General features: G+C 27.0%; 28 protein-coding genes and 1 pseudogene. All 29 read left to right on the top strand.

Features of this window, described 5'->3' with window-relative positions; all coding sequences use genetic code 11:
- Positions 1-158 precede the first annotated feature (158 nt).
- The 29 genes and pseudogenes from DR020_RS08575 to rlmD all read left to right on the top strand — a co-directional run bounded on the left by DR020_RS08575 (position 159) and on the right by rlmD (position 26,287).
- The gene (locus DR020_RS08575) at positions 159-1,901 is read left to right on the top strand and encodes a DUF262 domain-containing protein (RefSeq protein WP_112365720.1); all 1,743 of its coding nucleotides are present in this window, start codon (positions 159-161) and stop codon (positions 1,899-1,901) included.
- Between the two features lie 231 nt (positions 1,902-2,132).
- Positions 2,133-3,062: a 3'-5' exonuclease gene (locus DR020_RS08580; RefSeq protein ID WP_112365721.1), complete on the top strand. Its 930-nt coding sequence runs from the start codon at positions 2,133-2,135 to the stop codon at positions 3,060-3,062.
- A 97-nt stretch (positions 3,063-3,159) separates the two neighbouring features.
- Complete coding sequence (locus DR020_RS08585) at positions 3,160-3,576, top strand: CBS domain-containing protein (protein ID WP_112365722.1); 417 nt, start codon at positions 3,160-3,162, stop codon at positions 3,574-3,576.
- A gap of 118 nt (positions 3,577-3,694) precedes the next feature.
- Positions 3,695-3,898 (top strand): heavy-metal-associated domain-containing protein, encoded by a 204-nt coding sequence (locus DR020_RS08590; protein WP_055259496.1) that lies wholly within the window; start codon positions 3,695-3,697, stop codon positions 3,896-3,898.
- A 150-nt stretch (positions 3,899-4,048) separates the two neighbouring features.
- Positions 4,049-5,201: pseudogene (rpsA, locus tag DR020_RS12680) on the top strand (30S ribosomal protein S1).
- A gap of 148 nt (positions 5,202-5,349) precedes the next feature.
- Entirely contained in the window at positions 5,350-6,804 is a 1,455-nt protein-coding gene (locus DR020_RS08600) for an aminoacyl-histidine dipeptidase (RefSeq protein WP_055259492.1), read from the top strand.
- A gap of 189 nt (positions 6,805-6,993) precedes the next feature.
- Positions 6,994-7,797, top strand: coding sequence for a hypothetical protein (locus DR020_RS08605; protein ID WP_146739592.1), 804 nt, complete (start codon positions 6,994-6,996; stop codon positions 7,795-7,797).
- A gap of 168 nt (positions 7,798-7,965) precedes the next feature.
- Positions 7,966-8,544 (top strand): Maf-like protein, encoded by a 579-nt coding sequence (locus DR020_RS08610; RefSeq protein ID WP_112365724.1) that lies wholly within the window; start codon positions 7,966-7,968, stop codon positions 8,542-8,544.
- Positions 8,545-8,619: 75 nt separating this feature from the next.
- The gene (gene radC / locus DR020_RS08615) at positions 8,620-9,300 is read left to right on the top strand and encodes a RadC family protein (protein WP_112365725.1); all 681 of its coding nucleotides are present in this window, start codon (positions 8,620-8,622) and stop codon (positions 9,298-9,300) included.
- A 256-nt stretch (positions 9,301-9,556) separates the two neighbouring features.
- Complete coding sequence (gene minC / locus DR020_RS08620) at positions 9,557-10,192, top strand: septum site-determining protein MinC (RefSeq protein ID WP_055259484.1); 636 nt, start codon at positions 9,557-9,559, stop codon at positions 10,190-10,192.
- Positions 10,193-10,229: 37 nt separating this feature from the next.
- Positions 10,230-11,033 carry a septum site-determining protein MinD gene (minD, locus tag DR020_RS08625; RefSeq protein ID WP_055259483.1) on the top strand — a complete coding sequence of 268 codons (804 nt, stop codon included), beginning with the start codon at positions 10,230-10,232 and terminating at the stop codon, positions 11,031-11,033.
- Positions 11,034-11,045: 12 nt separating this feature from the next.
- On the top strand, positions 11,046-11,318 hold the full coding sequence (gene minE / locus DR020_RS08630; protein WP_055259481.1) for a cell division topological specificity factor MinE: 273 nt from the start codon (positions 11,046-11,048) through the stop codon (positions 11,316-11,318).
- A gap of 176 nt (positions 11,319-11,494) precedes the next feature.
- A complete protein-coding gene (locus DR020_RS08635) occupies positions 11,495-12,376 on the top strand; it encodes a site-2 protease family protein (RefSeq protein ID WP_058992622.1) in 882 nt (293 codons plus the stop codon).
- Positions 12,377-12,486: 110 nt separating this feature from the next.
- A complete protein-coding gene (locus DR020_RS08640) occupies positions 12,487-14,346 on the top strand; it encodes a TIGR03960 family B12-binding radical SAM protein (RefSeq protein ID WP_055259478.1) in 1,860 nt (619 codons plus the stop codon).
- A complete protein-coding gene (locus DR020_RS08645; protein WP_055259476.1) occupies positions 14,330-15,031 on the top strand; it encodes a TIGR03936 family radical SAM-associated protein in 702 nt (233 codons plus the stop codon). Before DR020_RS08640 ends, DR020_RS08645 begins: the two co-directional genes overlap by 17 nt.
- Positions 15,032-15,051: 20 nt before the next feature.
- Positions 15,052-16,497: an Rne/Rng family ribonuclease gene (locus DR020_RS08650; protein WP_112365726.1), complete on the top strand. Its 1,446-nt coding sequence runs from the start codon at positions 15,052-15,054 to the stop codon at positions 16,495-16,497.
- 119 nt (positions 16,498-16,616) lie between these two features.
- The gene (gene rplU / locus DR020_RS08655; protein ID WP_055259472.1) at positions 16,617-16,928 is read left to right on the top strand and encodes a 50S ribosomal protein L21; all 312 of its coding nucleotides are present in this window, start codon (positions 16,617-16,619) and stop codon (positions 16,926-16,928) included.
- Positions 16,929-16,935: 7 nt separating this feature from the next.
- Positions 16,936-17,310 (top strand): ribosomal-processing cysteine protease Prp, encoded by a 375-nt coding sequence (locus DR020_RS08660; RefSeq protein WP_055259470.1) that lies wholly within the window; start codon positions 16,936-16,938, stop codon positions 17,308-17,310.
- Positions 17,311-17,314: 4 nt separating this feature from the next.
- Positions 17,315-17,611 carry a 50S ribosomal protein L27 gene (gene rpmA, locus DR020_RS08665; protein WP_055259468.1) on the top strand — a complete coding sequence of 99 codons (297 nt, stop codon included), beginning with the start codon at positions 17,315-17,317 and terminating at the stop codon, positions 17,609-17,611.
- A 186-nt stretch (positions 17,612-17,797) separates the two neighbouring features.
- Positions 17,798-19,084 (top strand): GTPase ObgE, encoded by a 1,287-nt coding sequence (obgE, locus tag DR020_RS08670; protein WP_112365727.1) that lies wholly within the window; start codon positions 17,798-17,800, stop codon positions 19,082-19,084.
- Between the two features lie 19 nt (positions 19,085-19,103).
- The gene (gene yhbY / locus DR020_RS08675; RefSeq protein ID WP_055259625.1) at positions 19,104-19,409 is read left to right on the top strand and encodes a ribosome assembly RNA-binding protein YhbY; all 306 of its coding nucleotides are present in this window, start codon (positions 19,104-19,106) and stop codon (positions 19,407-19,409) included.
- Between the two features lies 1 nt (position 19,410).
- Positions 19,411-20,022, top strand: coding sequence for a nicotinate-nucleotide adenylyltransferase (gene nadD / locus DR020_RS08680; RefSeq protein ID WP_055259464.1), 612 nt, complete (start codon positions 19,411-19,413; stop codon positions 20,020-20,022).
- A gap of 3 nt (positions 20,023-20,025) precedes the next feature.
- A complete protein-coding gene (gene yqeK, locus DR020_RS08685) occupies positions 20,026-20,601 on the top strand; it encodes a bis(5'-nucleosyl)-tetraphosphatase (symmetrical) YqeK (RefSeq protein WP_055259462.1) in 576 nt (191 codons plus the stop codon).
- Positions 20,602-20,645: 44 nt separating this feature from the next.
- Positions 20,646-21,878 carry an LCP family protein gene (locus DR020_RS08690; protein WP_160110460.1) on the top strand — a complete coding sequence of 411 codons (1,233 nt, stop codon included), beginning with the start codon at positions 20,646-20,648 and terminating at the stop codon, positions 21,876-21,878.
- 2 nt (positions 21,879-21,880) lie between these two features.
- Positions 21,881-22,771 carry an RluA family pseudouridine synthase gene (locus DR020_RS08695; protein WP_112365729.1) on the top strand — a complete coding sequence of 297 codons (891 nt, stop codon included), beginning with the start codon at positions 21,881-21,883 and terminating at the stop codon, positions 22,769-22,771.
- Positions 22,772-22,907: 136 nt separating this feature from the next.
- A complete protein-coding gene (locus tag DR020_RS08700; protein ID WP_112365730.1) occupies positions 22,908-23,768 on the top strand; it encodes a fumarylacetoacetate hydrolase family protein in 861 nt (286 codons plus the stop codon).
- Positions 23,769-23,867: 99 nt separating this feature from the next.
- Entirely contained in the window at positions 23,868-24,524 is a 657-nt protein-coding gene (locus tag DR020_RS08705) for a helix-hairpin-helix domain-containing protein (RefSeq protein ID WP_112365731.1), read from the top strand.
- Between the two features lie 146 nt (positions 24,525-24,670).
- Positions 24,671-24,919: a hypothetical protein gene (locus DR020_RS08710; protein ID WP_055259453.1), complete on the top strand. Its 249-nt coding sequence runs from the start codon at positions 24,671-24,673 to the stop codon at positions 24,917-24,919.
- 12 nt (positions 24,920-24,931) lie between these two features.
- Positions 24,932-26,287: a 23S rRNA (uracil(1939)-C(5))-methyltransferase RlmD gene (gene rlmD, locus DR020_RS08715; RefSeq protein ID WP_112365732.1), complete on the top strand. Its 1,356-nt coding sequence runs from the start codon at positions 24,932-24,934 to the stop codon at positions 26,285-26,287.
- The last annotated feature ends 5 nt before the right edge of the window (positions 26,288-26,292 follow it).

Raw genomic sequence — 26,292 nt, forward strand, 5'->3', positions numbered from 1 at the left:
TTTGTTATAATAAAAAAGCCTTTTAAAGGCTTTTTTATTTATGTGAATGTATTTTAGAGAAGGATAAGTTTTAAATGGACTTGTTTTAAACTATGTGTTTATTTAAAATAAAACCTTATTAAATAAATTAATAAATATTTTTATAGGGAGATGACATTTTGTTTACAGATAAAGTTAAAGCTAAAGAGCATTATATAAAAGATTTGCTAAATGATAAATTTTTATTTGATATTCCAGACTATCAAAGGGCGTATTCATGGAATAAAGATAATTTAAAGCAATTAATAGATGATATAATGGATTCTATAGGACTAAATAAAGAAAATAATAACGTTTTTGAAGGGTATGAACCATATTTCATAGGAAGTATTGTTTTATGTTCTAAAGAGTATAAAGATGATGGTTCAGGATTATATGATGTTATAGATGGACAACAAAGACTTACATCTATAATAATACTTATTGCAACTATTAGAGATTTAACTAAAAATGAAGCATATAAAAACATATTATCATCTTTAATATACCAAAAACCTAATGAGCTTATGGGAATTAAGGAAAGCATAAGAGTTAGAGTTAGAGGAAAAGAAGCTGAATTCTTTAAAAAATATGTTTTAACAGATGGTGGAACTGATTTAGTTAATGAGATTGATGAAAAGGAAATCTCAGAAGCAAAGCAAAATATGTTAAATGCTATAAAGACATTTAAAGAAGTATTTGTAGATGAAAATGGAGAAGTTTTAGAATCTAAACTAGATGAATTTACAAAATATTTTTTACAAAAGGTAGTGGTTGTTGTTATAACAACAGACTCATTTACTTCAGCATTTAGATTGTTTAATGTAATAAATGCAAGGGGCTTACCTTTAACTAATGCTGATCTTTTAAAAAGTGAAAATTTAAGAGTTATAAGTGAAGATAAGAGAAATATCTATACTGATATGTGGGAAAACATAGGACAAGAATTAGGTAAGGATAAATTAGAGCAAATAATTGGCTTTATGAGGACTATGAAGCAAAATAGAAAAGCAACAGCTACTGTTTATGAAGAATTCAGTAAAAAGATATTTGTCTCTGAACCAGATTATATAGGAGTTAATTTTGTAGAGCATTTAAAAGAAATTAAAGATTTATATAATAAGTATATAAATGAAGGAAATATAGAGCTTTCAAGTAAAGACAATTCTATATACTATCAAAATTTAGTAAGAATCATGAGAGATTTTATTCCATATGATGAATGGATGGTTGCTTTAATTAAATTTATTGAGAAATTCAAAAATGATGAAGATATATTAGAATTCTTGAAAGTATTAGAAAAGAGAATAGTAATTGATTGGGTAAATGGAAATTCTTTTGCAGATAGATTAGCAAGGGTTTATAAGATATTAGAGGTTATAGATTCAAGCTCTTCTTTAGAAGAAATTAAAAAGTCTAATGTGTTTATAAGCGATTTAGAAAGAACTACTGCATATTTTAGAAATTCTTTAGATGATATTGAGTTTTATAGTAAAGGAAGAATGTTAGTTCCAAAATATATTTTAATAAGACTTGATATGGAAAAAAGAAATGGTGAAATTTTAGATTATACAAATAAAATAATGTTAGAACATATTTTACCTAGAAATGCTAAAGATGCTTATTGGACTACTAATTTTACAGTAGATGAGAGAAAAAATTGGTGTAATAAGCTTGGAAATTTAGTTATAATAAATGGAACTAAAAATACAAAATTAAATAATAAAGCTTTTGCTGAAAAAGTTGAACAATATTTAAGTAAGAAGAGCGATTTTGAAATAACTAAAGAAGTTTTAGCTCTTAATGATTGGAAAATAGAGTCTGTAGCTGGTAGACAAGAAAGTTTAATGAATAGAGCTTTAAATCTTTGGACAAAATTCTAGTTTGAGTTTAATAAGATGTAAGTAAATTTATATAAATGCTATATTAAAGTGGAATGTTATTCATTTTGATATAGCATTTTATTTAAAATTTACTAAAAGTAATAATTAAATAAAATATAATTAATTTTAGGGGCTTTTAGATATAATTTTTAAAAATATAAAATAAGAGTGAAAAATACCTAAATCCATGGCATAATTATATATGTATTAATGGTGAAGGGATGTAAAATGATGGGATATATAATTATTGACTTAGAGTTTAATAATATGCAGAGTATAACTAAATATTATCCTAAGATTTATGATGAATATGCGGAAATTAAAAATTTATCTATAGATAACGAGATAATAGAGATTGGGGCAGTAAAGCTTAATAAATTTATGCAAAAAATAGATGAATATAAAACTTATATAAAACCTGAAGCATTTAAAATTTTAAATCCTAAAATAACTGAAATAACAGGAATAACAGAAAAGGATTTAGAAACAGGTAAAAATTTTAAAAGTGCAATGGATGAATTAAAAAGTTTTGTTGGAGAAAACCAAATAATATGTTCATGGGCAACAGATGATATAGTTCATATTATAGATAATGCAAATTATCATAATTATAAAAATATACAATGGATAAAGGAATATTTAGATATACAAGAATATTGTACAAAGATATTAGCTCATAAAAAGGTGCTAAGTTTGAAAAATGCCCTAGATGAACTTAAAATAAAGGTGGATAAATCAAAACTTCATGATGCTTTAAATGATGCAAATTATACAGCAGAGGTTTTTAAAAGGCTATATAACAATAAAATAGTAAAAAATTATATTGTAAAAGATGTATACAATATGCCATCTATAAGGATTAAAGAACTCAAAAAATATAATATAGAAAGTTATAATATAGATTTTTTATGCCCTAAATGCAATATAGAAGTTGATAGGGAGCACCCTTTAAGGCTTTTTAGCTGGAGATTTTTATCTCTTGGAAAATGTCCAAAGTGTAATCATAAACTTTTACAAGAAGTTGTATTAAAGAAAACTTTATCTGATGAGGTGGTTTTTAATAAGGTAAATTCTATTTTAAGTGATATAGAATATATGGATATGGATTATAAGTTTAAAAGAGCACAAAATCACAGTAATAATAAAGTAAATAAATTATAAATTTAATATTTATTTAAAGTAAATTATCAAGACTTATGATAGTATATAAATTGATAAACAATAAAAAGAATAAATTAAAATAGAGAAGGGATTCAATATGAATATTGCATTTTTTCTAACGCCAAAAAGCGAAGTAGTTTATGAAAATATAGATGCAAACATGCGACAAGTAATAGAGAGAATGGAACGACATGGGTATACTGCTGTTCCTATGATAGATAAAGAGGGAAGATATGTTGGAACATTAACAGAAGGAGATTTGCTTTGGAAGTTAAAAAACACTCCAAAATTAAATTTCCAAAATGTAAATACTGTAAAGCTTAAGGATATACCAAGGCGTGTTAGACATAAAAGTGTTTGTATAAGCGCGAATATAGAAAGTTTAATTTCCTTAGCTATATCTCAAAATTTCGTTCCTGTAATAGATGATAATGGAATTTTTATAGGAATAATAAAAAGAAGTGATATTATAAATTATTGTTATAATAATTTATATAAAGATAAAATAAATTAAATTAATTTGCCTTTTAATATTCAAAAATAAAAGTTTAAATAATATATTGACAATAATTATAAAATGAAATATTTTATAATTGTAATTAATAATTTTAAGGTTAAAAGGGGCGAATCTTATGAGTAAAATTATTTTAGAGATAGACGGCATGGCAGGAACTCATTGTATTAATCATGTGAGAAATACACTTCTAGAATTAGATGGAGTGGATAAAGTGTCGGAGGTTGAAATTGGTAGTGCTGTACTTTATGGAGAAATTTCAGAAGATGAGATAAGGGAAGCTTTAGAAGAAGAAGGCTTTGAACTTTTAAATATTGATTAGATAATTTTTGCTGTATCGATTATGATTAAGTTTTAAAAAATGATTTTGTAATTTTTAGAATTTTTTAATAATTGATTCAGCTTTTTTCTTGTGCAAAGAAAAGTAATTATGTAAAATAAATGTATGATGTAATCTAAGGAGTTGATATTTTTGGATAAAGAAATGACAATGGAAGAATTAATGAGCGACTTTGAATTAAAAAATTTTCATAAAGGGGAAATAGTAAAAGGTAAAGTTGTTAGCGTGAAAAATGATGAAATAGTGGTTAATATAGGTCATTTTGCAGATGGAATAATACCTAAAAATGAAATTTCAAATGATGACGAATTTGATATCAATTCTCTAAGTATAGATGATATTATATATGTTATGGTTTTAAGTGGTGATGATGGGGATGGAAATGTTTTATTATCAAAAAAGAGAGCTGATAAAGAAAAAACAATAGAAAATATAGAAAGATCATTTGAAGAAAATAAATTAATAAGTGTAAAGATAAAAGAAGTTATAAAGGGCGGTTTATCTTGTGACGCTAATGGTGTAAAAGTATTTATGCCAGCTTCTCAGTGTAGTATAAGAAAAATCGAAAATTTTAATGCTTTGCTTGGAAAGTCATTAGATGTTAAGGTTATAGAGTTTGAAAAAAGAAATAATAAGATTGTTGTGTCAAGAAGAGTTGTGGAAGAGACTTTAGCTAAAGAAGAGAAAGAAAGAAAGAATATGGAATAGCATAAAATCAGGAGAAAAAAGACAGGGTGTTGTAACTAAACTTGTTAAGTTTGGAGCTTTTGTAGACATAGGAGGAGTTAATGGACTAATTCATCTAAATGATATGTCTTGGTCAAGAGTTAATAAGCCAGAAGATGTTGTAAGTGTTGGAGATAATGTTGAAGTTTTTGTTCAAGAAGTTGATAAAAGCAAAGGGAGAATTTCTTTGTCTTTAAAGGATATTTTACAAAATCCTTGGGATAATATAAAAACTAAATATAAGGTTAATGATGTTTTAGATGGAGTTGTAAGCAAATTTATAAAGGTTGGTGCATTTGTAGAAATAGAGCCAGGTGTTGAAGGATTTGTTCATATATCAGAGATAACAGATGAAAATATATCAAAGCCATCTGACGCTTTAGAAATAGGTAAAAAGGTTAAAGTTAAAATATTAGATATAAATAGTGATGAAAATAAAATAGCTTTAAGTATAAAAGATGCCATAGAAAAATCAAAAGAATATATGCAATATAATGATGAAAATGAAGGTTTTTGTTTAGGAGAATTATTTAAAGATTTTAAATTTACCAATAAATAAAGAATGAAAAAGAGGATTCTAAATTAGAATTCTCCTTTTTTATTGCTCTAAATTTATTAGTTATTATAAGAAAGTTCTGTTATAATAAATAAAAGAATAAATTTGATAACTATATTTTATAATATGATTGATGGAAGGAGTATATATTATGAATATTTTAAAAGACTTGCAACCAAATGATGTATTTAAATATTTTGAGGAGATTTCACAAATTCCTAGAGGTTCAGGAGATGAGAAAAGAATAAGTGATTATTTAGCTAAGTTTGGTAAAGATTTAGGTCTTGAAACAATACAAGATGAAGCTTTAAACATTATAATAAAAAAACCAGCAACAAAGGGTTATGAGAATGCTCCGACTGTAATCTTACAAGGACATATGGATATGGTATGTGAAAAAAATATAGATACGGTTCATGACTTTACAAAAGATCCATTAGAGCTTAAAGTTGATGGTGATTTTATTTATGCAAATGGTACAACTTTAGGGGCGGATAATGGTATAGCAATAGCTTATGGAATGGCTATATTAGCATCAAATGATATACCACATCCTAATTTAGAACTTTTAGTTACAACTGATGAGGAAACTGGAATGAGCGGGGCTATGGCTCTTAACGGAGAACATTTAGATGGAAAAATATTATTAAATCTTGATTCAGAAGAAGAAGGTTTTTTCCTTGTAAGCTGTGCAGGTGGAGTTAGAACTAATGTATCTTTAGATATAAAATGGGAAGAAACAAAGGAAAATTTAAGAGCCTTAGAAATTTCATTAAGAAATTTAAAAGGTGGCCATTCAGGAATGGAGATAAACAAGGAAAGAGGAAATTCTAATAAACTTATGGGAAGGGTTTTAAATGCTCTTTTAGAAAATGTAGATTTTTCATTAGCATATATTAATGGAGGTTCTAAAGATAATGCTATTCCAAGAGAATGTGATGCTTTAATAGTTTTAGAAGAAAGCAATATTGAAAAAGTCATAGAAATATGCAAAGAGTTTGACTTAATGTTTAAGAATGAGTTAGAAGCTAATGATAAAGATGTTACTGTTAAGGTTTGTGAAACTTTAGAAATTCCAAATGAAGTATTTTCTAAGGATTCAACATATAAGGCTATAAAGATTCTAAATCTTATACCAAATGGAGTAGATACCATGAGTATGGCAATAAAAGATTTAGTTCAAAGTTCAACAAATCTAGGGGTTGTTGAAACAAATAACAAATCAATAATATTTAAAAATGCTACAAGAAGTTCAGTTGGAACATTAAAAGAAAAGATAGTTAAACAAACAAGTGATATTGCAGAAGTTTTAGGGGCAAAATGTGAAATAGCAGCACCATACCCAGAGTGGCAATATAATCCTAAGTCAAAGATAAGAGAACTTTGTAAAAAAGTTTATAAAGATGTAACAGGAGAAGATGCTAAAATTATAGCAATTCACGCAGGACTTGAGTGTGGACTTTTAGGTGAAAAAATAAAAGATTTAGATATGATATCTTTTGGACCTAATATGTTTGATGTGCATACACCAAATGAACATCTAAGTATATCTTCAACAATGAATGTGTGGAAACTTTTATTAGAAATATTAAAAGAAATAAAATAATATTGAATATATTAAAATATAGTCTATAAAATAAGCTAGTTTATAAAGTATTAATTGCTAAACTTTATAAATAGCTTATTTTTTTGTTCATTTTTACTAAAAAAATTACTTGTTAAAGAGGAAATTTCAAATATCTGTAAAATAAATATTATATAGAATTTTATTAAAGGGTATGGCAGGTGAAGTGAGATGAAGTATACAAGGTATGACTTGAACATAAAAAAAAGGAAGAATGAACGAAAGAAAATGTTAGTATCTGTTTTAGGGGTTATTGTTGTTGCTTTAATTGTAGGTATAGGGTTGTATAGATTTGTTATTTTACCAACTACGGCAGGAGAAAATATAAATAAGATTTTATCTAAGGATACAAATACTAGTGATGCTACATCAAATAGTGAAAATTTAGGACAAAATAAAGATACAGGTAGTGGAGAAGGTAATATTTCAACAGGTAATAAAGAACAAGCTACAAGTGGTCAAGCGATACAAAATTCTAGTAAAGAGCAGTATGTTATGGTGCAATGTGGGGTATATTCAAAGGCAGAAGGAGCACAGAGTGTTTTAAGTAGCTTACAAAATATTAGCTTAGGAGCAATTATAGAGGAGGATGGAAAGTATAGAGTAATTTCTTATATTGGAAATGAAAGTGAAGCAAATAATATTGTGAATACTTTAGAGAGTAATAATATAGCAACTAGCAAAACAAAATTTTCTATATTAAAGTCAGATAATTGTAATAATAAAATAGCTGAAATGTTAAATGGATATATTCAAATTTTAAATAAATTAGATGATGATGCAGTAAGTGGTATTAAAACAGCTGAATTTAAAGAATGGACTAATGCTTTAGAAGAGGATAAAAATGCTACTAATATTTCTATATTTAATCAACTAAAAGAAAATATAAATTCATTAAGTGAAGAGATAACAAAAAATGATTTAGAAGCATCATATAATTCAATATATAAAGTTTTAACTAATTTTAGGGAATAATTTTATTTAGGAGGCTATATAAAAATGTTTACTTTTATATAGCCTTTTTACATAATTTTAAATGATTAATGTATAATTATTTGATAGGGTATGATTTTAAAATAAGTATTTATATAAAATATATTATCAAATTTAAAATATAAATAAAAAGAATGGAGTTGAATTTTAATGGAAGTAGTTTTAGCGTCTAAATCGCCTAGAAGAAAAGAACTTTTAAAAAGAGTAGTTAATGATTTTAAAATAATAGAATCAGATTTTGATGAGGATAGCATAACATTTAATGGGGATGTAGAGGAATATGTAAAGTTATTAGCAAGAGGTAAAGCGTTAGCCGTTAAAGAAAAAGTTAATAATAAATCATTAATTATAGGAGTAGATACAGTAGTTTTTTATAATAACAAAATACTAGGAAAACCTAAAAATTATGATGATGCTTATGGTATGTTATCAGTTTTAAGTGGTAATACTCATAAGGTGTATTCAGGAGTTTGTATAGTAAATACTGAAAATTTACATATAGAAAGTTTTGTATGTGAAACAAAGGTTAAGTTTTCTAAGTTAACTGATGATCAAATTGATAGATACATAGAGTCTAAAGAACCTATGGATAAAGCGGGAGCTTATGGAATACAGGGGTTAGGAGGCGTTTTTGTAGAGAAAATAGATGGGTGTTATTACAATGTGATGGGCTTACCTATAAATAAATTAAATGCTTTTTTATGTGGTTATAAAATTACTAATTTATAATATAATTTCTGATTAATGTTATAAAAGTATAAGCTATAACTAATTTTAATTTACTTGTTGATATTAGGAGGGTATATGAAAGAAAGTATTAAACTTTTAGATACACCTAAAGATGAAAGACCAAGAGAAAAACTTTTAAAATATGGTAGTAATTTTTTGACAGATAAAGAATTATTAGCTATTATACTAGGTACAGGGAATAAAGATGAGAATGTTTTAGAATTATCGAAAAGAATTTTAAACGATATTGGAGGAATACATGGTCTTTTAACCTGTTCAGTAGAGGATCTTATGGGTATAAAGGGGATAAAAACTGCAAAAGCTACTCAAATTTTATCAGTGTGCGAAATTTATAAGAGATTATCAAAACCTAGAAAAAGAATTACAATAAAAAAACCTTCGGATATTGTTTCATTAATAATGACTGATATTTTTTTTATGCAACAAGAAGTTTTTATGGTTATAACATTAAATGGTAAAAACAATATATTATCTAAAAAGGAAATATTTAAGGGAAGTTTAAATTCATCACTAGTGCATCCAAGAGAGGTCTTTAAAGAAGCTTTAAAAAATAGTGCAGCGTCTATAATAGTTTGTCATAATCACCCATCTGGAGATCCAACACCTAGCAAAGAAGACATAAATGTCACTAAGCGAATTAAAGAGTGTGGCAATATAATGGGAATAGAACTTTTAGATCACATAATAATAGGTGATAATAAATATATAAGTTTAAAAGAGAGAGGTTATTTATAGATGAATAAAAATATTACTTATATTGTAAAATATGAGCGATATTAAGGTAAAAAATGAAATTAATACAAAATGATTTCCAAAAAAACAAAAATAAAAAACAAATTTTTAAAGTTTTATTTTTATTTTGACAAAAAGACTTTTATTGATAAGGAATTATCTATATAATATATATGAGTCTTGTTGAAATTTATTAATATATTCTAAGTTTCATTAATAAAAAAGCTAGTGATAAGTTAATTTGGAGGACAATTTTACTATGTATGATGAAAGAATTGCTATAAAAGGAAATAAAGATGGATTTAATGTCATAATCCAAATGGATAAATTTGGCGATTTTAATGAAATGCTAGAAGCATTATTAAATAAATTAAAAAAAGGAAAAAATTTTTTTACAGGAGCTAATTTAATCATTACTACAGAATTAAATAGTATTAATGAAAGACAGGCTAAAATATTAAAAGATTCTATTTTTGATCAAATTGCGGTTAAAAATTGTGAATTTAGACAAAAAGAAGAAAATGTAAAAAAAGTTTTTGATGGAGTCTATGAAGGAAGAACAAAATTTATAAGAACTACCGTTAGAGGCGGTCAAATGCTAACATATCCAGGTAACATAATAATAGTAGGAGATGTAAACCATGGAGCAGAAGTTAAAGCATTAGGCAATATTATAGTCTTAGGAAGTTTAAATGGTAGAGTGTATGCTGGAGATAATGGTAACGAGAAATCAATAATAGCAGCTTTTAGTATGTCACCAGAGTTACTGTCCATTGCAGGAAAAATCACAGTATCACCGGATAATTTTGAAAAATCCGGATATCCAGAAGTTGCAAGTTTAAAAGATGGTGAAATGATTCTTGAACCATACTTACCAGATAAATATATATATTAAATTAAAATCAAACTATATTAAGGAGAGGAATTTTATTATGGGAATATCTATAGTTGTAACATCAGGAAAGGGTGGAGTTGGTAAAACAACTACTAGTGCAAATATAAGTACAGCACTTGCTGCTGAAGGAAAAAAAGTTGTTGTGGTAGATGGAGATACAGGACTTAGAAACCTAGATGTATTAATGGGCTTAGAAAATAGAATAGTATATACAATAATAGATGTAATTGAAGGTAGATGTAGAACAAAACAAGCCTTAATAAAAGATAAAAGATTTCCAAATCTTTGCTTACTTCCAACTGCCCAAGTTAAAGATAAAGATGATATAAGTACTCAACAAATGTTAAAACTTGTTGCAGAACTTAAAGAAGAATTCGATTATGTTGTTATAGATTGTCCAGCAGGAATAGAACAAGGTTTTGAAAATGCTGTAGTAGGAGCTGATAAAGCTATAGTTGTTGTAAATCCAGAAGTTACATCTGTAAGGGATGCTGATAGGGTTATAGGAAAACTAGATGCTAAGGGATTAAATGATCATCAATTAGTAATAAATAGATTAAATTACACTATGACTCAAAATGGTGATATGTTAGATATACCTGACATATTAGAAATTCTTTCAGTAAAATTATTAGGAGTAGTTCCAGATGATAGAGATATAACTATATCTACTAATAAAGGTGAACCAATAGTATTAACAGATGCAAATGCAGGACAAGCATTTAGAAATATTGCAAAAAGAATAATGGGTGAAGAAGTTCCAATAATGGATTTAAGTGGAACAAGTGCAAGTAATGGAGGATTCTTTAATTCATTAATGAAATTATTTAAAAGGGGATAGGAGGAACAAGAGATGGCATTTTTTAATAAAGTATTTTCAGGTAATAAAGCCACTCCAAAGCAAGTAGCTAAAGATAGATTAAGATTAATATTAATACACGACAGAGGAGAACTTCCAAATGAAGTTTTAGAGAAAATAAAAACTGAATTGTTAGAAGTACTTGCAAAATATATTGAGATAAAAGATGAGGATATGGATATAACAGTAGCTAGTCAAGATAGTGTTGAGGGTGAGGCAGGTCCAGCATTAATAGCTAATATTCCAATAAAAAATGTTAAAAGATAATTTTAGTGTTCAACTAATATAAAATTATACAGGAAATAAGCCTAAGTTAAAATTACAATTTTAACTTAGGCTTATTTAGTTATACTTTGCAAATTTAAATAAGTTTGTTCTATAAATAATTTAAAGAAATATAATAAAATATAGATCTTTGAATAATACATAAAGGAATTTACTATATGGAAAGTTATAAATCAACAGGAAAATTAAATCTAAAGATTAGTAAATGGCTAATTTTTCAGCTTATTATACTTTTCATATTTGGATTAAATAAAAAATTTATTGCTTGTTTTTTCTTTATAGTATTGCATGAACTTACTCATTTAGTAGTAGCAAAATTTATGAATTTAGAAATTAGGCAAGTGAAGTTACATTGTTTAGGAGCAACTTTAGAAATAAAGGATTATGACAATTTAACCCTTAAAGAACAAATAGTTGTGTGTATAGCAGGACCTATGTTTAATGTTATAATAGGATTGATTTTTTTTGTAATATGGAAATTTTTAAATAAAGATTTTTTTATGACTATAGTTGAAATCAATTTATCTTTAGCATTTTTTAATGTTATGCCTATATGTCCACTTGATGGATTTAAGTTGATTTTATCAATTTTTTCTTTAAAATTTTCTTATATAAATGCTAATAAGATAGCCACTTTCATTAGCTATATTACTAATATTTTTTTAATTGTATGCGCTATAATTCTTTTAGTATATAAATATGTATTAGCAATTTTTATAGTGTTTATATGTGTATTTAGTATTTTCACTACAATTAAAAATAGAAAAAGAGCAATGTATATAGTTATGCAGGGATTATTAAAAAAGCAAGAAATAATATTAAGAAAAAAATATATGAAAAATAAAAGCATCTCAGTATATTGTGAATCATATAGTGTAGATTTGTTGAAATTTTTAGAAAAAGATAAGTTTCATATATTTTATGTATTAGATAATAATATGAAAATTTTATATATTCTTAAGGAAGATGAATTTATAAATATTTTAAACAATTATGGAAATATTAAATTGAAAGATTATTATAATACTAGAAATAAATAAATATTGGTTATTAATTTACTTTGTGATAAAATAAAGAATGATAAAGAGAAGTATTTATGAATACTTCTTTTTTTTTCAAGCATTAAATTAGAAACTTAGGAGGATCTAAATTGGTAAGAATAAGTGATGATATTTTATATAGAGTTGAAAAACCTTCTAGATATGTTGGAGGAGAATTAAACGAGATAATAAAAAATCCAAAAGATGTAAATATACGATTTGCTTTTTGTTTTCCTGATGTTTATGAAGTTGGAATGTCTCATTTAGGAACAAGAATACTGTATCACACATTAAATGAAAGAAAAGATACTTATTGTGAAAGAGTTTTTGCACCATGGCCAGATATGGAAAATTTAATGAGGGAAAATAATATAGCTTTATATGCTTTAGAATCAAAAGATCCTATAACAAATTTTGATTTTTTGGCATTTACTCTTCAATATGAAATGAGTTATACCAATGTTTTAAATATGCTTAATATGGCAAAGATACCACTAAGAGCATCAGAGAGAAAAAATGATGACCCAATAGTTCTAGGAGGAGGGCCTTGTGCTTATAATCCAGAGCCTGTTTATGATATATTTGATATATTTCAATTAGGTGAAGGTGAAGAAGGATTAGATGATGTTTTAAATCTTTATAGAAAACATAAAGATAGTGGAAATTTTAATAGAGAAGCATTTTTAAGAGAAGCTACAAAAATTGAAAGTGTATATGTTCCATCCCTTTATGATGTTACTTATAATGAAGATAAAACGATAAAAGAATTTAAACCTAAATATAGTGATGTACCTAAAAAAGTTAAGAAAAGAATAATTTACGATTTTGACAAAGTTCCATTCCCAGAAAATGAAATAGTTCCTTATGGGGAAATAGTTCATGATAGGGTAGTGTTAGAGCTTTTTAGAGGGTGTACAAATGGATGTAGATTTTGCCAAGCAGGTATGATTTATAGACCAGTTAGAGAAAAATCAAGAGAAACACTTTTAAAGCAAGCAAGAAACATGGTAAATAAGACAGGATATGATGAAATATCTTTGGTATCTTTAAGCACATGTGATTATTCAGACATTAAAGGGCTTGTTACAGACCTTATAAAAGAACATGGAGTAAATAATACAAGTGTGGCATTACCTTCAATTAGAGTAGATGCATTTTCTGTTGACCTTTTAAAAGAAATTCAAAAGGTTAGAAAAACAGGATTAACATTTGCACCAGAGGCTGGTTCACAAAGAATGAGAGATGTTATAAATAAAGGTTTAACAGAAGAAAGAATTTTAGAAGCGTCAAGAACTGCCTTTGAATCAGGCTGGAGTACATTAAAATTATACTTTATGTTAGGACTTCCTTATGAGACAGTTGAAGATGCTAGAGGAATTGGCGATTTGGCAGAGAAGATAGCTAACGAGTATTATAGCATTCCAAAAGAAGTTAGGAATAAAGGTCTAAAAATAACAGTAAGTACATCAATATTTGTTCCAAAGCCATTTACACCATTCCAATGGGCGCCGATGGAAAAAATAGATTCAGTAACAGAAAAGATAAGTGCAGTTAAAAGTTCTATAAAAACAAGGGCTATAAACTACAATTATCATCATCAACAAACATCATATATGGAATCAATCTTTGCAAGAGGAGATAGAAGACTTTGTGATGTTTTAATAAAGGCTTATGAAAAGGGTGCTAAGTTTGATGGTTGGTCAGAACATTTCAAGTTTGATGCATGGATGGAGGCATTAGAGGAATGTAATGTAGATGGAGATTTTTATGCATACAGACAAAGAGAATATGATGAAATACTTCCATGGGACTTTGTAGACATTGGTGTTAATAGAAAATACTTAGAAAACGAGAATGAAAAAGCTAAAAAATGCGTTCTTACACAAAACTGCAGAAAAGGATGTACAGGATGTGGAGTTAACGTAAACTTTAAAGAAGGAGAGTGTTTCTACGGTGCGATATCTAATTAAATTTACTAAGGGTGATGACATAAAATTTATATCTCACTTAGATCTTATGAGAACAATTCAAAGGGTAATAAGAAGATCTAAAATAAATATAGAATACTCAAAAGGGTTTAATCCACATATGGCACTTGGAATTGCTCAGCCACTATCAGTTGGAGTGTCTTCAGAGGGAGATTATTTAGACATTAATTTAGAAGAGGATATGAAGGAAATAGATGTAAAAAATATTCTTAATGAGAATACAGTAAATGGAATTAAATTTTTAGAAGTTTCTAAAAGTCCTGTCATAGAAAATGTTAAAAGACTTCCTCAAGCTATGGCTCTTATTGATGCTGCAAGTTATATAATAAAGATAAAATATAATGATACAAAAAATCTTTTAGAAAGCCTTGATGAATTATTTAAGAAGGATGAGATAACAGTTCTTAAAAAAAGCAAAAAAGGCGAAAAAATGGTTGATATAAAGCCTATGATAAAAAATATAAAATATTGGGTTAAAGATAATGAACTTGTTGTAAATGCTCTTATAAGTTGTGGTAGTCGTGAGAATTTATCAGCAGACCTTTTAGCAACTCTTATTAAAGATAATACAAAAAATTATGCAGAAAATACTTTCACTTATATAAAAAGGGTAGAAATGTATGCTTATAAAGGAAAAAAATTAGTACCTTTATGCAAGTATATTTAAAATTTTAAGGAAGTTTTATTATGAATGATATATATGTTGAAAGACGAGAAAAAAATTTAAGAGTAGCAATTAAAGAAAATGATATATTAAAAGAATGTTATATAGATGAAGAAAAAGAAGGACCTTCTTTAGGAAGCATATATAAAGGGGTTGTAAAAAAGATTGTTCCAGGTCTTAATAGTGCTTTTATAGATATAGGTTACAAAAAACAATGTTATATGATAATAGATTCAAAGCATAAAAATTTAAAATGTGGAGATGAACTTATTTTAGAAGTCATTAAAGAAGGTGTAGGAAGTAAAGGGGCTAAGGTAACACCTAACTTTTCATTGCCAGGAAGATATGTAGTTTTAGAAAATGGAGAAGATTCTCTTATTATATCTAAAAAAATTCAAGATAATAATTTAAAAATGTTTTTTAAAAACAACATAAATACAAATGGTATAAAAGTAACTATTAGAACTAAAGGTCAATTTGCACATTTAGAGGACATACAAGATGAGATAGATAAGCTCTATACACTTTATGAGGATATTTTAAGACAAGGAAAGTATTCTTTAAAGCCTAAAAAGCTTTATGGTGATGATGATTTTATAGGGAAAATTATAAGGGATAAAATATCTGATAATACTAAAAACATATTTGTTGATTCTAGAGAAGATTATGTTAAATTAAAAGAGTTTTTAGATAAAAATAAAAGTTTAGATGTAGATATTAAGTTATTTGAAAATGGTATAACCTTGTTTGATTTTTATGGAATTGAAAAGGAAATTTTAAGTTTTAGAAATAACAAGGTTTCCTTAAAATGTGGAGGCTCTATAATAATAGAAAAAACTGAAGCTATGTATGTTATAGATGTTAATTCTGGAAAACATATAAATCAAAGAAATATTGAAAAAACTGCTAAAGAAACTAATTTAGAAGCGGCAAGAGAAGTTGCAAGACAAGTAAAGCTTAGAAATTTAGGTGGAATAATTTTAGTAGATTTTATAGATATGCATAAGGATGAAGATAAAAAGCTAATTATAGATACTTTAAAAGAAGAATTTAAAGATGATAAAAATAAAACAAAAGTATTTAACTTTACTGAATTAAATCTTGTGCAAATTTCACGAGCTAGGTTTGGCAAGAGCATTTATAATTATATAGAAGAACCGTGTACAACTTGCAATGGTCATGGTAAAAGACTTAAATTATCATATATATACCTTCTTATAAAAAATGAAATATTAAAAAGAAGTAGCTTAGGGCAAATTAAGGATTTTTATATAGAAATTAGTAGTGTATATGAAAAAGACATAAAAGAAGACATATTTGGTTTTTTAAAGGATATTAATGGATTAAATTTAAATATATATTTAGAATTTAAGGAAAGTAATGGATTTTATAAAGTTGAACCTTTAATATTTAAAAATCAGATAGAAAATGTAAAACAATATCTAGTTAACAATATAGAAAAATGCTAAAATTAGCTTTACAAAAGATTATAGCTATGTTAAAATGGCATTTGTAAACCGCACACGACTGGGTTTAAAACAGAGTTTCTGTACCTTAAGTGGCGAGACCGTTATGAGGAGGTGTTTTTATGTACGCAGTATTAACTACAGGAGGAAAACAATACAGAGTTAGTGAAGGAGACGTTTTATTCGTTGAAAAACTAAATGCTGAAGTTGACTCAACTGTTGAATTAACTGAAGTTCTTGCAGTATCAAAAGACGGAGAATTAAAAGTTGGTGCACCAGTAGTAGAAGGCGCTAAGGTTGTTGCAAAAGTATTAGCTCAAGGAAAAGCTAAGAAAGTTGTTGTATTTAAATACAAGAGAAAGAAAGACTATAGAAGAAAAAATGGTCATAGACAACCTTACACTAAAATAGTTGTTGAAAAGATAGAAGCTTAATTTTGTTATGATAAAAGTAAGTATTCAATCTGACAAACAAAAAAATATAATATCATTCACTATGAAAGGGCATGCTATGGAAAACAGAGATGCCATTTTAGCAGGAGAGGCTTATGATATGGTATGTAACTCTACATCTGTGCTATCTCAAAGCGTCATAATTGGTTTAGATGAGGTTTTGAATCTTAACGTAAATTATGAAATTGGTGAAGGATACCTTAAGGTAGATCTTAATGGATTTACTAGAGAGGAAATAAAAAAAGCTCAAGTGTTGTTAAAAACTTTTGAGAAGAGTTTAGAAAGTTTAATTTTAGGATTAGACATGAGTTTAGGTAAAGAAACTCGTTGCAAATATATAAAGATAAAGAAAGAGGAGGTGTAGTGGTATGTTAATAATGAACCTTCAATTATTTGCTCATAAAAAAGGGGTTGGTAGCTCTAAGAATGGTAGAGATTCTGAGAGTAAAAGACTTGGTGTTAAATGTGCAGATGGACAATTTGTTCTAGCTGGAAATATATTAGTTAGACAAAGAGGAACTAAGATTCATCCAGGTACTAACGTAGGTAGAGGTAAAGATGATACTTTATTTGCTATGGTAGACGGAATCGTAAGATATGAAAGACTTGGAAGAGATAAGAAAAAAGCTTCAGTTTATGCAACAGAAGTTGAAGTAGCTGAATAATTTTTATGCTTTATATAAAAGGAAGCGCCCTATAAATTAGGGGGCTTTTTTTTATGAAATATTAAAATTAATATTTTTCATAATAAATTTGAATCATACACTTGATTTTTTTATGACAGGTAAGGTTATAATATAATGGATTGAGTATATTGTTTTTTAACATTTAGAAGAAAGGATGATAGACATATGTTTATAGATACGGCCAAGATTTTTGTTAAATCAGGGGATGGTGGACATGGTTGTATTTCTTTTAGAAGAGAAAAATATGTACCACTTGGAGGCCCAGATGGTGGTGATGGTGGTAGAGGTGGAGATGTAGTCTTTAAAGTCGATACTAATATCACTACGCTTTTAGATTTTAAATATAAAAAGAAATTTGTAGCTGATAAAGGTACAAATGGGGAAGGATCTAAATGCTACGGAAAAGATGGATCTAAGCTTATTATTAAAGTTCCAATGGGAACAATAATAAGAGATATAGAGACTAATAAAATAATGGCAGATCTTTCTCACAGTGATGATGAATTTGTAGTTTGTAGAGGTGGTAAAGGGGGAAAAGGAAATGTAAAATTTGCAACCCCAACAAGACAAGCACCTAATTTTGCAGAACCTGGTATGCCAGGAGAAGAAAGATGGGTTGGTTTAGAACTTAAGCTTTTAGCTGATGTTGGACTTTTAGGTTTTCCAAACGTAGGAAAATCAACTTTCCTTTCAGTAGTAACTAAGGCAAAGCCAAAGATAGCTAATTATCATTTTACAACATTAAAACCTAATCTTGGAGTTGTTGCGGTAAAAGGAATAGAGCCTTTTGTAATGGCAGATATTCCAGGAATAATTGAAGGAGCATCTGAGGGTGTTGGTTTAGGAATAGACTTTTTAAGACATATAGAGAGAACAAGACTTTTGATTCATGTGGTTGATATATCAGGGTTAGAAGGAAGAGATCCTATTGAAGACTTTAAAAAAATAAATGAAGAGCTTAAAAAATATAATGTAAAGCTATGGGATAGACCTCAAATAGTTGTAGCTAATAAATGCGACATGTTATATGATGAGAGTGTTTATGAAAATTTTAAAAAGGCTGTACAAAAAATGGGATATAATAAGGTGTTTAAAATGTCAGCAGCCACATCACAGGGAATAGAAGCTGTTATGCAAGAAGCTTCTAAACTTCTTAAAGAAATACCATTAACTGATTTAGAAATCGCAGATGATGAAAGATTTATACCAGAAGAAAAGAGATTTACTTATACAATTAATGAAGTTGAAGAGGATGGATTAAAAGTATTTGTAGTTGAAGGTACATTTGTGGATAGATTGCTTTTAGCAGTTAATGTAAATGAGCCAGATTCTTTAAGGTATTTCCATAAAGTTCTTAAAAATAAAGGAATATTTGACGAGCTTAGAGAAATGGGAATAGAAGATGGTGATGTAGTAAGAGTAAATGACTTTGAATTTGAATATATGCTATAAGATAAAAGGAGAAATTTATATGATAACAACTAAACAAAGAGCTTATTTAAGAGGATTAGCGAATGATTTATCACCAATATTCCAAATTGGAAAAGGTGGAATAGAAGAAAATTTTTTAAAACAAGTTAAAGATGCATTAGAAGCTAGAGAACTTATAAAGATAAAAGTCTTAGAAAATAGTGGTTTAGAGACAAGAGAAGCTTCAAATTATATATGTGAACAATTAGGTTGTGAAGGGATTCAAGCAATAGGAAGTAAAATAGTCCTTTTTAAACAATCAACTAAGAAACCTAAAATAGAACTTCCTGTTAAAAATTCAAGATAATATGAAAAAAATAGGAATTATTGGAGGAACATTTGATCCAATTCATAATGGTCATATTTATATAGCGTATGAGGCATATAAAAAATTAGGGCTAGATGAAGTAATATTTATGCCAAATGGAAATCCTCCTCATAAAAGGGGCAAAAACATAACGGATGATAAAATAAGATGTGATATGATAAAAAAAGCTATAGCCCCATATAGCTTTTTTGCTATAAATTATTATGAAATAGAAAAACAGGGTTTAAGTTTTACGTATGAAACTTTAAAATATTTAAAGCAGAGTTTAGGTGAAGTTGAGCTTTATTTTATAACAGGAGCTGATTGTTTAATAGATTTGCATCTTTGGAAAAATGTTGATCAGATAATGAAGTATTGTAATTTTGTTGTTTTTAATAGACCTGGATTTAGCAAAGAGAGTATTTTAAAGGAAAAGATAAAGGTAGAAAAAAAATATAATACTAATATAATATTTTTAGATTTGCTTGAATTAGATATAAGTTCTAGTTTAATAAGAGAGAGAATAAAAAATGGTTTAGAGGTTAGATTTTTTATGCCAGAGGATGTTTTATCTATTATACAAAGAGAAAATTTATATTTAAAGGAGAAGTAATTTATGTGGACAGAAGATAAAATTCATGATTATCTTAAAAAAAATATAAATGAAGCTAGATATATTCATACATTAGGTGTTGTGGAAACTGCGATAAAATTAGCAAAAATGAATAATGTAGATGAAGAAAAAGCGAAAATAGCAGCTCTTATTCATGATATGGCAAAGTGTATGCCAAAGGATAAACAGTTTGAAATCTTAAAAAATAATGGAGTTAAAATGGATAAATATCTTTTAAATTCTCCTCAAATATTACACGGTGCTGTAGGAGCAATTTTAGCAAAAGAAATTATGGGCATAGAAGATATAGATATTTTAAATGCAGTTAAGTATCATACAACAGGAAAAGAAAATATGACTACTTTAGAAAAAATAATATATATAGCAGATTATGTTGAACCAAATAGAAAATATGAGGGTGTAGATAAAATTAGAGAAGTGGTATTTAAAGATTTAGATAATGGCGTATTTATGGGTATAGAAAATACTATGCTTCATCTATTAAAGGAGAGGCAACTTATACACATAGATACAATAAATGCGAGAAATTACTTATTACTAGAGATAAAGAATAAATAGAGATGGTGGGTTTGGTATCTAGTATGGGGTAGAATATGGGAGTTTTGGAGAGGTTAATAAATATTTTTCAAAATTTAAACAAAAGAAGAAAGAAAGTATATATAATATCTTTTATTACTTTTGTAATCATTATGTTTATGACTTCTGTGCATATTTTTAATAAAAATTTAACTAGTGCAATGCAAAGTGAAACTTTAGATGATACTTTGACAGTTTTGCTTTTAGGAATAGATAGTGAAGATTTTAAGGATAGTGCGGGAGAATTAGATAGTACATTTTTAGTTAATTATAATTTGAAAACGCAAAATTGTCAGATAATATCATTTCCAAGGGATACTTTAATTCCTTATGAAAATAGTAATATGAAATTAAGGTATATATATAAAACTGGAGGAGAAACTCTTGTTAAAAATAGTATAGAGGATATGTTAAATAACATATCCTTAGATGGAATAATAAAAGTAAATCTAAATGGTTTTAGAAAAATAATAGATGCTATGGGTGGAATTGATATTTGTATAGAACAGGATATGTACTATGATGATATTGAAAAGAATCTTAATATAAATTTTAAAGCTGGAGAAACTGTTCATTTAAATGGAGAAAAGGCTGAAGAGTTTTTTAGATGGAGAAATAATAATGATACCGAAAATATTTATTTAGATGATACAGATAGAATTGAAAATCAAAAACTGTTAATAGATAAAGTTATTGAGAAAGTTATGTCTTTTAGTAGTATAAGTAATGTTAATGAAATATTTAAAATCATAAAAGACAATGTACAAACAGACTTATCATTAAATCAAATAATGGCTTATGGATTATCATTTGCAAAAATGGATAAAGAAGATATAATAGTTACTACATTAAAGGGTGAAATTAAGGAAGTTGATGGAATATCTTATTTCTTATATGATAAATCACAAATAGAGTCATTAGATACAACTTATGAAAATTTAGAGTCGTTAAATGCATTGGCTTATAAAAATACAATTAAAATTAAAATTATAAATTGCACCAAAATAAAGGGATTAGCATTAGAGGCGAAAGATAAGCTTGAGAGTTTAGGATATAGTAATATATCTGTTTCAGGAACGAATGAGTTAAATAAAACAGAAATATATTTTAATGATGAGAAATATAAAGAACTTATCCTAAAAGATTTTGGTTATTATAAGGTAGAAAAAAATATGCCAAGTAGTTTTGATAAAGATAAAGAATATGATGTAGTTATTGCTCTTGGTAAAGATTATAAAAAAGTTGGAGAAACAAAGTAAAAATGAGTGTTTTAAAAAGCAAAGTAACTAATGAATTTCATAAAAGAAAGATAAGAGAGTTTTTAAAAGAAGAGTTAAATTTATCGTCAAGATTTATTAAGTCAGCAGCTATAGAAAAAAGAATAAAAGTAAATGGTATAGCTGTTAAGATGAATTATGTTTTAGATGGTAATGAGGAAGTAGAAGTTAATTTATCTAAAGAAGAGTCGCAAAATATTGAGCCTGAAAACATACCTTTAGATGTAGTTTATGAGGATGAAGATATATTGGTTTTAAATAAAGCACATTTTATGGTTGTTCATCCAACAAAAAGTCATCAAACAGGAACTTTAGCAAATGGTATACTTTATTATTTTAAGGAAACTAATCAACAATGTATAGTTCGTTTGGTGAGTAGATTAGATATGAATACATCAGGTCTTATAATAATTGGGAAAAATCAGTATGCTCACATGATGTTATCTAGCGAGATGAAAACTGATAAATTTCAAAAAAGATATTTAGCTATAGTTCATGGAAATCTAAAACAAAAAGAAGGAACTATAAATGCTCCAATTTATAGAGAATCATTAGATTCTATAAAGAGGATAGTAGACCCTAGAGGTCAAGAGAGTATAACACATTATAAGGTAATTAAAAGCTTTAAAAATGCAGATTTAGTTGAATGTTTATTAGAAACTGGTAGAACTCATCAAATAAGGGTTCATTTAAGCAGTTTAGGGCATCCTATATTTGGAGATAGTCTTTATGGGACAGAGGATAAAGATTATATAAAAAGGCAAGCATTGCATGCATATGGTCTTGATTTTTACAGCCCTAAGACTAAAGAAAAATTAAGTTTAAGAGCAAACCTTCCTTATGATATAGAAGAATTGATTCAAAGGTTAAAATAAAGATTGATAAAAAACAGTCTAAAATTTTGGGCTGTTTTTTTATTTTGATTGTTTTATAATAAATTTAGTTTAATATTTTATATGATATACAGAGAAAAGTAGATTAATTTTAAATTAACTAAAGGAGTAGATAAAAATGAGATTATTAAATTTTGTTGACGACGGGAAAATAAAATTAGGAATTGAAAAAGAAAATAAAATAATAGATATAGAAAAGATAGCGCTAAAATATAATGCTGACGTACCTATTACAATGGAAGAAGTATTAAATGATAGTAGCAGTATAAAGAAAATAGAAAATTTATGTAAAGCAAATGAAGATGGATTAGATAAAAATAATATTGTGTATGCACCTTGTGTAATGAATCCAGAAAAGATACTTTGTGTTGGTTTAAATTATCTTACACATAGAGAGGAATGCAATCTAGATATACCAAAAGAACCTGTGATTTTTAGTAAGTTTAATAGTTCTTTAGCTGCACATGAAGAAAAAATGGAATTGCCAAAGGATTTACATGAATTTGATTATGAAGCAGAGTTAATTATTGTTATAGGTAAAGAAGGTAAAAATATAAAGAGAGAAAATGCTGATGAGTATATATTTGGGTACAGTATAGGAAATGATTTAACAAGTAGAGAATTGCAATTTTTAACTAGTCAGTGGACACTAGGCAAAGTGATTGATAAATTTACTCCAGTTGGACCTATAATAGTTAGTAAAGATGAGTTAAATATAAGCAATTTAGAAGTAAAATGCGAAGTTAATGGTGAAGTTAGACAGTTAGCTAGCACTAAGGATATGATTTTCGATTGTTATTCAATTGTAAGTTATGTTTCAAAATATATAACTTTAAAACCAGGGGATATAATTTTTACAGGAACTCCAGGAGGTGTAATACTAGGAGATACAAATCCTAATAAGCAATGGTTAAAATCAGGAGATGAAATAAAGATATCAATAGAAAATATAGGCACTCTTATTAACGTATTAAAATAAGAGTAGAGTGAAAAAGTAATATCCTAAATATAAATGTTAGAAATAAGAAATTGTGTTAATAATCATATTGTAATAATTATATTTAGGAGGAATTATTTTTTGAAAAATAAAGATAAAATAGTAGGAAGTATTGTTCTTTTAGGAATAATAGCTATATTTTTAGTTTTCGGTTATGTAAATACAAGACCACAAAATATCTCTAAAGATGATTTAGAAAAAATATTTGTAGAATCAGATATGGATAATAAAAAAAATCTTTATAGTGAAGAGAACAACTCAATTAATACTGAAAATAACAATAAAATAATAGTTGAAATTAAAGGTGAAGTTAATACCCCCAATGTCTATACATTAAATGAAGGAAGTAGGATTTATGAACTTATAGATTTAGCAGGAGGATTGACTCCTTTTGGAGATGATAAAAATATAAATAAAGCTTCAGTTTTAGTAGATGGACAATGTATAGTTATAGGAAATATAATGGATGAAGAAAATGTACAAAGCATTGATGAATTAAATAATGGAATAAAAGAGTCTATATCATTATCACAAAATAAAGATGACAAGATAAATATAAATAGAGCATCAAGAGATGATTTAATGAAATTATCAGGAATTGGGGAATCAAAAGCACAGGCAATTATTAGCTATAGAGATAGTATAGGTGGATTTAAAGATGTAGATGAATTAAAAAATGTTGATGGAATTGGTGAGAAAACTGTTGAAAAGTTAAAGGAGAGTATAACTATTAATTAAAATTATATAGGTCTTATGCATTTAAATAAAAAATTGTATATGAGGAATTGTTAAACCCCATGTTTGCAGTATTTCTATGTTTTACATAAGTATTTAATTGTAGTATTATATAAGAATAATTTATAATAAGAAATGGGAGGGTGACTATGTTAGAAGAAGAAAATGGGCTATTAAGAATGTTAGTTGCTCAAGTGATTGATCAAATTATAATAATATTAATATCACTTATGATTGTATTTATTTTTGCAGCAATACTATCATTTGCAGGTTATTATATAATAAGTGTTGCAAGTGTATTATTAATTGCATATGTAATAATTAATATTTTATACAGACCTATAATGAAGGCATCACCACTTGGAGAAACATTAGGAGGAAAACTAATATATAAATAAGGATGGAAAAAAATGAAAAAAGGTAGCAATATAGAGGTATTAATTGAAAAGATGGAGTTCCCATCGAAGGGATATGGATTCTGTGAAGGTTTAAAAGTATATGCAAAAAATTCATTCCCAGGACAAAAAGTTTTAGGTAGAGTATCTAAAAAGAAAAAAGACTATGCAGAGATAAAGGTTAATGAGGTAGTTGAGAGAGCTGAGTATGAAATAGATACAAAATGCCCTCATTTTGAATTTTGTGGAGGATGTTCATCTCAAACAGTTCCTTACGAAAAGCAATTAGAATTTAAAGTAGAACAAGTTTTAGATTTGTTTAAACAAGGAAATGTACAAACTGGAGAATTTTTAGGTATAGAAACTAGCCCTGTAACATGGGAGTATAGAAATAAAATGGAATTTACCTTTGGAGACATGGAAAAAGGTGGAGAGCTTACACTTGGAATGCATTTAAAAGGAAATCCTTTTAGAATAGTAAATGTTGATGGTTGCTTTTTAGTAGATGCTGATTTTAGACAAATATTAGATTTAACTGTTAGGTATTTTAGAGAAAAAGAACTTCCTTTTTACAAAATAATGCCAAGAACAGGATATTTAAGAAATCTTATAGTTAGAAAATCAGTAAAAACTGGTGAAATACTTATAAATTTAGTTACAACTACTCAAATTAATTTTGATTTAACTGAATATGTTAATATTTTAAAGAAAGCAAGTTATAAGGGAGTTTTAAAATCTATATTACATACAGAAAATGATTCGTTTTCTGAAGCTGTAATATGTGATAAATTAAATGTTCTTTATGGGGAAGACTTTATAACAGAAAATCTTTTAGGATTAAATTTTAAAATATCACCATTTTCATTTTTTCAAACAAATTCTCTAGGTGCAGAAAAGCTTTATAGTATAGTTAGAGATTTTATGGGGAGTGCAGATAATAAAGTTGTATTTGACCTTTATTGTGGAACAGGAACAATTGGTCAAATAGCAGCAGGAAAAGCTAAAAAAGTTATAGGAATTGAACTTATAGAAGAGGCTGTTATAGCGGCTAATGAAAATGCAAAACTAAATGGATTAAATAATTGTAAATTTATAGCAGGAGATGTTGCTGAGGCTATAAAAACAATTAAAGAAAAGCCAGATGTTATAATTTTAGATCCACCAAGAAGTGGGGTTCATCCAAAAGCATTGGATTATGTTATAAAATTTGATGCAAAGGAAATAGTATATGTTTCATGCAATCCAAAATCTTTAGTAGTTGATTTAAGCGTACTTGAGGGCAATGGATACAAAGTTGAAAAAACATTATTAATGGATATGTTCCCAAATACTCCACATGTTGAAACAGTAGTTAAGTTAATTAAAAAATAATATGT

It is taken from the genome of Sarcina ventriculi, from assembly GCF_900456775.1.
Taxonomy (GTDB): Bacteria; Bacillota; Clostridia; order Clostridiales; family Clostridiaceae; genus Sarcina; species Sarcina ventriculi.